Consider the following 9,796-nt stretch of genomic DNA (forward strand, 5'->3'; position numbering starts at 1 on the left):
TTAAATCGAAACGATAGATTTCTGACGCACCATACAAGTGGATTTAACTATTATATTATCCTTGAAATGTGGCAACCGAAACCCGATCGCGCCCTGCTTCTTTCGCCCGATAAAGCGACTCATCGGCCATCGCAATTAGCTCCCCCGGCTGCGACCTCACCCCCGGAATGCAGCAAGCTACACCCAAACTCAGCGTCACATATTCGCTGACAGCAGACTTAGCGTGAGCTATGTGCAAACCCCGCACCTGTTGTGCGATCATTTCAGCTACGGAAGTGGCACCTTCAATATCCGTATTCGGCAAAACTACTACAAATTCTTCTCCACCGTAACGCGCTACTAAATCTGCCGCTCGCTTTACCGAATGCTGGATCACCCCCGCCACTTGCCGCAAACATTCATCCCCCGCTTGGTGACCATAAGTGTCGTTGTAAAGTTTGAAATAATCAATGTCGCACATAATTAAAGACAGCGGTGCTTCTTCCCTAGCCAAACGCCGCCATTCCGTATTGAGGTATTCATTAAAAGAGTGGCGGTTTCTTACCTCAGTCAAACTGTCGTAATTTGCCAAATACTGCAAGGCTCGATTCACTGTTTCTAACTGCTGTTTCTGCTGCTGCAACTGACGGTTGAGCTCCGCCAACTGCTGTTCGGCTGAGTGCGATCGCAACAAATTTCTCACCCTCGCCAGCAATTCCCTCTCGTCAAAAGGTTTTGAAATATAATCGTCAGCACCCGCATCCAAACTTTCGATCCGAGCGTCCATCCCCGATCGCGCTGTCAAAAAGATTACCGGAGTAGATTTTAATTCTGGCGTGTTCCGAATCTCCTTGAGCAAATCCAGTCCGTTTTGTCTTGGCATGATTTGGTCACTCACAATCAAATTTGGCTGCAAACTTTTGGCTTTTTCTAAACCTTCAACGCCGTCCATCGCCACAGCGACTCGATAGTACGGAGTTAATAAAGTTTGGAGGTAAGCCAGCAGAAAATTGTTGTCTTCTACTACCAGCAACAACGGTAATTCTCTACTGTCACTTGTTAATTGTTCCAGATAATTTTTGTCGTCAAAACTGTTAGGTTCCGGCAGCGTGGCCTGGGGTGTGGCCGCCCGGATATTTCCCGAACCCCACTCTCCGGAGCCGAATCCAGTCAGTCCAGCCAATTGGGCGATCGCCCTCACCAACTGATTCGCTTCCACCGGCTTCGACAAATGCCTCTGAAACCCCGCCTCCAGCGCTTCGGCCGAATCTTCTTCCTCAGTGCCTCCCGTCAGCGCCACGGCCGGCAGCAGTTCCCTGTGCTCGGACATTTCCATTGCTCTGATGCGGCGGATTAAATCGCCGCCGTCGGCTCCCGATACCGTCATATCGCTGACCAACACGTCGGGGCGGGACTGTTGCAACTCCGCCATCGCTTCGGCGGCGCTACCCACCGCTGTTACCTTGGCTCCAAATGCTTCGAGGCCAGTTTTGAGAAATTGCCGGATCTCGGCGCTACTTTCCACCACCAGGACTTGCTTTCCCGCTAGGGGTTTGGAAACCGATCCGGGTCTGCTTTCCCTTTGGGCAATCGCAGCAGTGCGATCGTCGGGTGCATTTTTGTTGGCAATCGGTAGCAGCACCCCAAAGGTCGCCCCCTGACCGATACCGGGACTCGAAGCCCAAACACTTCCCCCGTGCAGTTCCACCAACTGCTGGACAATTGAGAGCCCCAGCCCCAGCCGATTTTGTTCCTTGGTCTGGAAGTTGTCTGCGGGGCGGAAGTAGTCAAAGATGTGCGGCAGAAATTTCGGATCGATGCCGCAACCGCTGTCGCTGACCTGAATCAAGACGCCCGACGGAGTAGGCTCGATTCGCACTTGAATTGGGTATGGTGTCGCTTCTGGGGTGAATTTTATGGCGTTTGCAAGGAGGTTCCAGACTACTTGCTGCAAGCGTTCTGCATCTGCCAAAACATGGCTGATGGCGGGGTCGAAATGTTTTTCTACGCGGAGGTTTTTGGCATTGGCGGCGGGACGGAGGGTGTCAATCGCAGATTCTATGATAGACGGGAGGTGAACTTGGCCGAGGTTCAGGCACATTTTCCCTCGCAGCAACCGCGAGAGGTCGAGGAGATTATCTATTTGTCGGTTTTGTAATTTGGCGTTGCGCTCGATGATTTCCAAAGCGTGGCTGGTGGTGGCTTCGTTTAAATTGCGCGATCGAGCTAGCTGTGCCCATCCCAAAATCGCACTCAAGGGCGATCGCAGTTCGTGGGAGGCGATCGCCAGAAATTCGTCTTTTGCCCGGTTGGCTTCGGCTTGGGCTGCTTCAACGGCTTTGCGATCGGTGATGTCGAATCCGATCGCCAAATACTGACAGGGTTTTCCCTTACAGTCCAACAGTGGAACTACTGCTGCGTACACCCAATAATCACTTCCATTCTTGGCTTTATTCTGAATGTCTCCTTGCCAAACTTCACCTTTGGTAACAGTTAATAGCAGATTTTTAATTATTTCCGAAGATTTATATTCCGAATGGAGGATGCCGAAGTGGGAGCCGATTAGTTCGGCCTGGGAATAGTTGGAGATGGAGCAAACTCGTTCGCTGGCATAGTTGATAATTCCTCGCGCGTCAGTCCTCAGCGCCAGTGTCGAGCGGTCGATCGCTCTTTTAAAATCTAAACATTCTTGTAGCGACCAATCTAGTTCTTTTGTCGTAGAAAATTGATCGAGCCGATCAGACGCGTTTTGTTGCTGGCGATCGGGCTTATCCTTACTCCGTTGTTGGATTTCCATTGCTTCTATTTTCCCCTGACGGCTGACACCTAATCTACTCGCATCCTGATTCATTATCACAATTTTCTTTCCCGCACCGGCGGGTGTAATATTTTGTATCTCTTCATCTTCCTGAAAAATTGGCAGGCACCACATCCACTCGGGAGTCACCTTAATTTTTGTTTATAGTTGGCTAAAGTTTGTCAATCTGAGGACTGATTTTTTCATGTCTAGCCGATCGTCGGCTGGTGGCTCATTCCTTTTTATCTGGTATCTTTTATATTTTACTAAGGGGAATCACTGAGAATTTTATGGTGTGGATCACACACCGACAGTTGCATTCTTGTTTGAAACGGGTATCATAACCGTCAACTTTTTGCTCACAATTACTCCTAGTATCTGGCACAAAGTCTCGTCTTCGGCAGGCTTTCGCGTCTGTGGCATTCTGCCTCATCTGCACTAAATGAGATATATGTGCATGACTAGACAGTTCCCAAATCAGGGGCGGGTTTGGGCGCACAAAGTCCCTATCTGGCGATCGTCCGTAACTTCTTTTAAATTATTTTCTTCAACATCTTGACAGGTCTGTATATTTTTTGTATTATAAAATGTAATATGGCTTCAGAGAAGAGAACCGGCTAACTGCCTTGACGCACTCAACTATTAACAATTTGAGGAAAATCGTCTGTGAATTTAGACGCTGTACGCGAGCAATTTGAACAAAGAGCCTTTGATTATGACGGCTTAATTCCCCGCATCATTCCGCGCTATGGCGAGCAACACGATGTAATATTGCAGTTAATCCCTTCTGAAACTAATGGTAACATAAAAGTTCTGGATTTAGGTGCGGGAACTGGCATACTGTCGGCTATGATTCTGCAAGCATTTCCTCAAGCAAAAGTCCTAGCCTTTGATATGGCCCAAAATATGCTGAAAACTTGCCAAACCAACTTGTCTGCTTTCCGAGAACGGCTGACCTTGCAGCAAGGAAACTTTGCCGAAGATGATTTCGGCAGCGGTTACGATTTGGTAGTTTCAGGCTTGGCAATCCACCACCTCGACAGCGCAGGTAAACAACAGCTATTTCACAAACTTTTTCACTCCATGAATCCAGGGGGAATCTTGCTAATTCGAGATATTGTGACAGGTGCTACTCCCCGGCTGACTGAGCAATACGAACAGTTGTGGCGGCAGTACATGAAAGCTAACGGAGAAGACGATGCAGCATGGTTTCAAAAATATCGAGAAGAAGATATTCCCTCCTCTGTTGAAGAGCAGACAAAGTGGCTTGCAGAAGCTGGTTTTGCCGACGTAGGATGTCACTGGCGCTATCTAAATTTTGCTGTTTTTGGCGGAGTTATCCCAAGGTAGAAGGCATTCGACAGAATGCAGAGTTTTTTGATAATTATCAAAAGCTCGTGAAAAGTCGCACACTGAAAAGTTTTTCATTCCCGGACGCAGCACCTAATTTTTTAGGTTCTTAAGGGCCACTTTACCACTATAATTCGCGCGTAAAACCATTCATTTTTTGCAATATGAATAAGTTTCAACAAACCTGTAGAGGCGGGTTCAGTCAAGCGCTCTCTGGCAGTGCCAACAGATTCAATAAACCCGCCCCCAGCCCACAATATAACCCGCTAGTGACATTTGGCAAAATGTGATTTAAAAGCTCAATAAATAAAGTAAAATCATGAGCGATTCTCGCTTAGTCAAAATTAGCAAATACCTGAGCAGACATCTGCGCCACGCGCCAGGGCGCATCGGCGTTGAACTCGATCCAGGTGGCTGGCTTCCTGTTAGCGAACTCCTCGATGCCTGCCAAAAAAATAAATTTCCTGTTCAGCTTGCAGAACTCAAAAAAGTAGTCGCGGAAAACGACAAGCAGCGCTTTTCATTTGACTCCACAGGCACTCTAATTCGTGCTAATCAAGGACACAGCGTAGAGGTTGACTTGCGGTTAGAACCCAGTGTTCCCCCGGATATTTTATATCACGGAACAGGTAGCACAGCCGTCGAGTCTATTTTCAGTCAAGGAATTAGGAAAATGTCGCGGCATCATGTTCATTTGTCCGTGAATATCCAGACGGCGCGCCAAGTAGGTGCAAGACATGGCATCCCGGCAGTCTTTACTGTAGATGCCGCAGCAATGCAACGCGACGGTCATACATTTTACTGCTCGGCAAACAAAGTTTGGCTAGTAGATTTTGTGCCGCCCGCTTATCTCAAAATAAGTTGATAATTTTCACTTTTTTTGTAGAATCTGTACCACAAAAAATGTAAAATAAGAGAAGTAGGAGTTTGGCCAAATGAGTGCGGAAGATATGGGCGATCGCGAAAACAATTTTAATCAAAACAATTCTCCAAATAGAGGTCTGCTAGGCTCTGGTTGGCGACCTTTTTACCGTCAACTGGATTGGGAACACCTGGTACATTTAGCGTCTAGCGATCCCTTAGAACTAGCTCAAAAAACTTTAGGGGTAGCTAGCGACCTTGCCGACGCAATGGGACGACACCAATATACTTGGTGGGCAAATATGTTAAATGTATTTTCGGAAAATACTCGCTACGAAATAGATGATTTTTGGGATTACATTACTCCGCAGCCAGTTTACCCGGATTACCGCTACAAAGACGTTTTAGTTACCGAAACGCCTGTGGTGCAATTGGTCAGCCGCGCTAGCATTCCCATCGACTACGTTCTCAACAAACTCCAAGAGATTACTGTTTTCAAAGTTCTGGATTTGCTAGGGAAACCGGATGCAATTACCCAGTCTTTTATGGAGCGACATTTTTCTTATCCCCCAGAGCGGTTTGTTAGCTGGGAACGCTTGGAAGTTTTGGGTACTGTTTATGCTTCTTGGGCTCGATTCGGCTGCTGGCTACAAATTGACAGCTACGACAGGGGAAGACGCTGCTACACTCTAATTTGCCAAGATATTGCGCCTCTCGTTAGCAAGGCAACTTACAATTTAGCGGTGATTCTGGGCGGGTACAAAAGCCGCGTCGGACAGGTTCACAGCCAGTTCCCAATTCGCACGTTTTCTGCAGAGGTTCAAAGTTTTACCGATACAGTTCAGCAGGCAATTTTGGATCAAAATCAGTTGGCTGTTTTGGTTAGTGGCGAACCGGGCACGGGCAAAACTGCTTGGACGCAAGCGGTAGCAAAGGAAATTTTAGTGCCGCTGGGTTATGTGATTTTTATCTTAGACCACGATGCTGTGGAAAATTTTGTGCCGCCGAGTTATTTAGAGCGGATTTGTATTATTATCAACGAGGCTGATAATTTGGCTCAAGATCGATCGACTGCCGAGGCCCAACGCACTAACAAAACTGAACATATTTTGAGTTTGCTGGATGGAACTTTGTATCAAAGCGTCATCGACGAACACGGCATTCAATTTCAGCAAAAACTCGTAGTTTTGATGACTTGCAACACCACTGAAAGATTAGATCCTGCAATGTTACGGAAAGGGAGAGTGGATTTTACCAGTGAATTTACGCACAAATTTGTTTGAGCGCTCTCTTGCATTCTCAAGCTATCTGGCGATCGCACTGGCTACACGATCTCATACCATGTTCGATGTGGGATTTGCATTTAAAGAATTGGGAATGACTGAGGAAGCTCATGGTTTGGCTCACGGGCCTACAGTTGCATTCTTTTGGGAACTTGTCTAAAATACCCAACAATCACTAGGAAATCTTCTGACTCTCAAAGTGTGGGGGAAAATTTCTTGAGTACCTATAGACCCATTGGTGTCACCAATCGTCTAAAACCCTTTGTCTCTCTCGTTTTTTGCCTAGTGTCGCTGCCATGTTGCGCCCCGGAATAGTCGGGGCAGGCAAGAGATATCTCCAGTCCCCTCCGACTATTCCGGGGGCGCCGACGTGATCTATGCCTAATGGTCAAACACCAGCAGGGCACTAGCTTTAGCCTTAAGTTGATAGCAATGCCTATAGACATATCCCCATCAAAAATGATATCAATGATGGGTGATACCCTCTAAGGGTATTGTCCGAGAGAGCAAATCAGGGGAAAACAGCATTTTTGGTCTCAAACAGAGTTTTTCAAACTTGACAGCTATGGAGGAAATCCCAAACCGTGCAAACTAAGCCAGTTCAGCAAAAAAGTCAGGGACTGGGAAGGTACGTTGACGGGAATGTCCCTATCGCCCAACAACCCGCAGAGGCAGCAGTGTCGGAGAGTAAAGAGCGATTTCGGCGGTTTGTGGAGCGCTCCGCCGAAGCCGTGGCAATGGTAGATTGTGAAATGCGCTATCTGTCGGTTTCCCGTCGCTGGGAAACAGATTGCGGGTGGGGCGACGGCGAGGCGATCGGCCGCTCTCATTGGGAACTGTTCCCGAATCTCCCGGAATATTGGGAGCAAAATGCCCAGGCTTGTTTGACGGGAGTTTTGGAATATAGCGAGTTTGTGGCAGGGCGATCGATCACATCTGTATCAGGAAAAACCGCAAGTGGCTCTGTCAGCGAGTCGGTAAGATGGGTATTTCAGCCTTGGAAAAATAACGAAGGTGCGATCGGCGGTTTGATTTTGTTTGCTTCTAAGATAGGTGAGGCTCCCGCTCAAACCAATTGCTCTAATAAATTTCAGTCCGAGGTCAAATGCAAGCAGTTAGAAACAATACCACAACTAACTCAAATTGCCCTCGAAAATGCTGCTGATACAATCTTTTTTAGTACCTCAGACGGTCAAATTTGCTACGCGAACAAAGCCGCTTGCCATCTTTTTGGCTACTCGGAATCGGAACTGCTAAACATGAGGGTTAGCGACATCGATTCGCAGTTGCCAGCATCGGATTGGCGAGAACACTGGGATCAACTCAAGCAGCAAACCAACCTCACTTTTGAAACCAGTTACAAAACCAAAGACGGCGCCCGTTTTTCCGTCGAAGTTAAAGTCAATTATTTAGAATACGGCGGCTGCGAATACCGCTGCGCGATCGCCCGCGACATTTCCGCTCGCCTCGCAGCAGAATCAGCGCTTGTAGAGGCAAAAGAGCAACTTCAAGCCGTTTTGGACGCGGTGCCGGGATTAGTTTCTTGGGTAAGTTCCGATTTGCGCTATTTGGGAGTAAACCGACATTTAGCTAGCGCTTACAAAATGCCGTCCGAACTATTTATCGGTCAAAAAGTGGGTTTTTTAGATACCAGTCCCAAATTTAACGATTTAGTATACGATTTCTTTGGCAGCCATAAAAAAAAGACATCTCAAGAAGTAACAGCGAGCATCAGAGGAGAAAATAAAACTTATCTAATTGTCGCTCAAAAATATCATAACAATACGGCGGCGGTATTTGTGGGATTGGATATTACAGAAAGCAAACAGTCTCTTTTAGCTTTGCAAGAATCCGAAGAACGCCTGCGACAACAAGCGGCTAAATTAGAGCAGACGCTGTTAATTTTGCAGCAAACTCAAACTCAACTGATTCAAACAGAAAAGATGTCATCTCTGGGGCAGTTGGTAGCAGGAATAGCGCACGAAATAAACAATCCAGTTAGTTTTATTTCCGGCAATGTCAGCCATGCTACTGGCTACATTCAAGAACTGCTGCGAACGATAGACTTTTACCAAAAGTATTATCCGCATCCCGTGCCGGAAATTCAAGATTTGATGGAAGAATTAGACTTAGACTTCATCAAAAAAGACTTGCCAAAACTGCTAAATTCAATGAAAGTCGGTTCTGAAAGGATTCGCGATGTGGTGCGATCGCTCCGCTTGTTCTCGCGTACCGACGAAGCTCAAATGAAGCCTGCTGATATCCACGAAGGTTTGGACAGCACTTTGCTGATCTTGCAAAATCGCCTGCAAGCTAAAGGGGGCCGGCCGGGGATTTCTCTAGTTAAAGAGTACGGGGATTTGCCGCGAGTTCACTGCTATGCGGGACACTTAAACCAAGTGTTCATGCACTTGTTGACAAATGCGATCGACGCTTTGGAAGAAGGGGGGAGAAATGCTGAAAAGTATGGTAAAATTCAAAATCAGTCTTACTTGTCTTCAGGCAGGTCGAGAGCTGAAGTATTCAATCCCGAAATTCGGATTCGGACTTCCGTGGTAGGGGAAAACGAAGTTGCGATCGCCATTAGTGACAACGGCCCTGGCATGACTGAAGAAGTCCTCGACTGCATCTTTGACCCTTTGTTTACTACTAAATGTCCAGACACCAGCACTGGTTTGGGTCTAGCCATATCCCAACATTTAGTAGTAGAAAAGCACGGCGGTAAGTTGCACTGTGTTTCGCGTCCGGGAGAGGGAACTGAGTTGATAATTAAAATTGCGATCGGCAACGATTAATTAGCTCTTTACAAATAGGAAATAATATGGTAATTGAGTGGCTCAAATTTAAAGTACCTCAAGAAAAGTGGGAGCAGTTTATTCAGCGAGATCAGGAAGTTTGGACTGAGGGACTAAAAAATTGGGACGGTTTTTTAGGCAAAGAAATTTGGGTAGATCCGGTGGAAAATGAGGTGGTGATGTTGATTCGCTGGGAAACTAGGGAGAAGTGGAAGTCGGTTCCGCAAAGCACAATAGATGAGTTGGATGCCCAAATGGGCGATTTGCAAATTGCGATCGCGGAAAGTCGCGAATATCAAGTTCGCAAGTTTTTGCATTAGTTAGTCAGCAGTCATCAGTCATCAGCCATTAGTCATCAGCCATTAGTCAGCATTTAGGAGCTTAAGGATTGTGGGATTCTCTACCGGCAGTTCCAGAGTCAATGTGCTTGTTTTTTCACCGACTTTTGGAGTGCTTATCAGAGAGTGTTTCCAAAAAAGAGACACCAATCAGTAGTCAAGGAAAGTGGGCAAACTTCCTATATAGAAAGATTTAACAATAAGATGAGACAAAGAATATCTCGTTTAGTCAGAAAAACTCTTTCCTTTTATAAAAAAATCTCCAATCATCTTGGAGCAATCTGGTCTTTTATTCATGACTATAACGCCTGTTTATTTAGGGCTTGCTGAATATATCGATGGCACTTGACGTAGCCTGGGTTATGCGCTCGCGAGAGCGAGGGTAAAGTGCAA

At 46.6% G+C, this 9,796-nt stretch carries 7 protein-coding genes and 1 pseudogene; 7 read left to right on the forward strand and 1 reads right to left on the reverse strand.

Going from position 1 to position 9,796, the window contains the following annotated elements; translation table 11 throughout:
- Nucleotides 1-55 precede the first annotated feature (55 nt).
- Nucleotides 56-2,926, reverse strand: coding sequence for a diguanylate cyclase (locus tag QUA90_RS27120; RefSeq protein ID WP_333448421.1), 2,871 nt, complete (start codon nucleotides 2,924-2,926; stop codon nucleotides 56-58).
- A 516-nt stretch (nucleotides 2,927-3,442) separates the two neighbouring features.
- On the opposite strand from QUA90_RS27120, the gene QUA90_RS27125 reads away from it, so the two are divergent.
- From QUA90_RS27125 to QUA90_RS27155, 7 genes and pseudogenes are all read left to right on the forward strand, one after another.
- Nucleotides 3,443-4,126 (forward strand): methyltransferase domain-containing protein, encoded by a 684-nt coding sequence (locus QUA90_RS27125; RefSeq protein ID WP_333448422.1) that lies wholly within the window; start codon nucleotides 3,443-3,445, stop codon nucleotides 4,124-4,126.
- A 319-nt stretch (nucleotides 4,127-4,445) separates the two neighbouring features.
- Nucleotides 4,446-4,991: an RNA 2'-phosphotransferase gene (locus QUA90_RS27130; protein WP_333448423.1), complete on the forward strand. Its 546-nt coding sequence runs from the start codon at nucleotides 4,446-4,448 to the stop codon at nucleotides 4,989-4,991.
- Between the two features lie 70 nt (nucleotides 4,992-5,061).
- Nucleotides 5,062-6,270, forward strand: coding sequence for an AAA family ATPase (locus QUA90_RS27135; RefSeq protein WP_333326424.1), 1,209 nt, complete (start codon nucleotides 5,062-5,064; stop codon nucleotides 6,268-6,270).
- Nucleotides 6,245-6,430, forward strand: a complete 186-nt coding sequence (locus QUA90_RS27140) for a hypothetical protein (RefSeq protein WP_333326422.1) — start codon at nucleotides 6,245-6,247, stop codon at nucleotides 6,428-6,430. Before QUA90_RS27135 ends, QUA90_RS27140 begins: the two co-directional genes overlap by 26 nt.
- A gap of 424 nt (nucleotides 6,431-6,854) precedes the next feature.
- Nucleotides 6,855-9,065 (forward strand): PAS domain S-box protein, encoded by a 2,211-nt coding sequence (locus tag QUA90_RS27145; protein WP_333448424.1) that lies wholly within the window; start codon nucleotides 6,855-6,857, stop codon nucleotides 9,063-9,065.
- Nucleotides 9,066-9,091: 26 nt separating this feature from the next.
- A complete protein-coding gene (locus QUA90_RS27150; protein WP_333326418.1) occupies nucleotides 9,092-9,385 on the forward strand; it encodes a TIGR03792 family protein in 294 nt (97 codons plus the stop codon).
- 68 nt (nucleotides 9,386-9,453) lie between these two features.
- Nucleotides 9,454-9,733 (forward strand): annotated as a pseudogene (locus QUA90_RS27155) (IS1 family transposase); the annotation flags it as partial.
- Nucleotides 9,734-9,796: the final 63 nt, after the last annotated feature.

It is taken from the genome of Microcoleus sp. D3_18_C4, assembly GCF_036702355.1.
Classification (GTDB): domain Bacteria; phylum Cyanobacteriota; class Cyanobacteriia; order Cyanobacteriales; family Microcoleaceae; genus Microcoleus.

Coding starts and splice junctions, on each gene's coding strand:
- QUA90_RS27130 (WP_333448423.1), top strand. CDS start 4,446: ATGAGCGATTCTCGCTTAGTCAAAATTAGCAAATACCTGAGCAGACAT.
- QUA90_RS27135 (WP_333326424.1), top strand. CDS start 5,062: ATGAGTGCGGAAGATATGGGCGATCGCGAAAACAATTTTAATCAAAAC.
- QUA90_RS27150 (WP_333326418.1), top strand. CDS start 9,092: ATGGTAATTGAGTGGCTCAAATTTAAAGTACCTCAAGAAAAGTGGGAG.